We start from the raw sequence: 211 nt of genomic DNA, 5'->3' as shown, positions 1-211 counted from the left end.
TGCAGCCACAACACCCCTTCACGACACCTCTTAACGACACCCCTTCACAACGCCAACCACCTGAAAAAAGCCCGTGAAAACGCTGAAACCCAGTATTCATGCGGCCTGCAGCCACAACACCCCTTCACGACACCTCTTAACGACACCCCTTCACAACGCCAACCACCTGAAAAAAGCCCGTGAAAACGCTGAAACCCAGTATTCATGCGGC

Annotated in this window: 1 protein-coding gene; it reads left to right on the top strand. The window is 53.6% G+C overall.

Going from position 1 to position 211, the window contains the following annotated elements; genetic code table 11:
• The coding region (locus ACNFCH_RS25905) for a hypothetical protein (RefSeq protein WP_416744515.1) at positions 1–183 on the top strand (183 nt) is incomplete at its 5' end.
• Positions 184–211 lie beyond the last annotated feature (28 nt).

It is taken from the genome of Pseudomonas sp. NY15354 (genome assembly GCF_048068075.1).
Classification (GTDB): Bacteria; Pseudomonadota; Gammaproteobacteria; order Pseudomonadales; family Pseudomonadaceae; genus Aquipseudomonas; species Aquipseudomonas guariconensis_C.
This window is presented reverse-complemented; position numbering and strand designations above follow the sequence as displayed.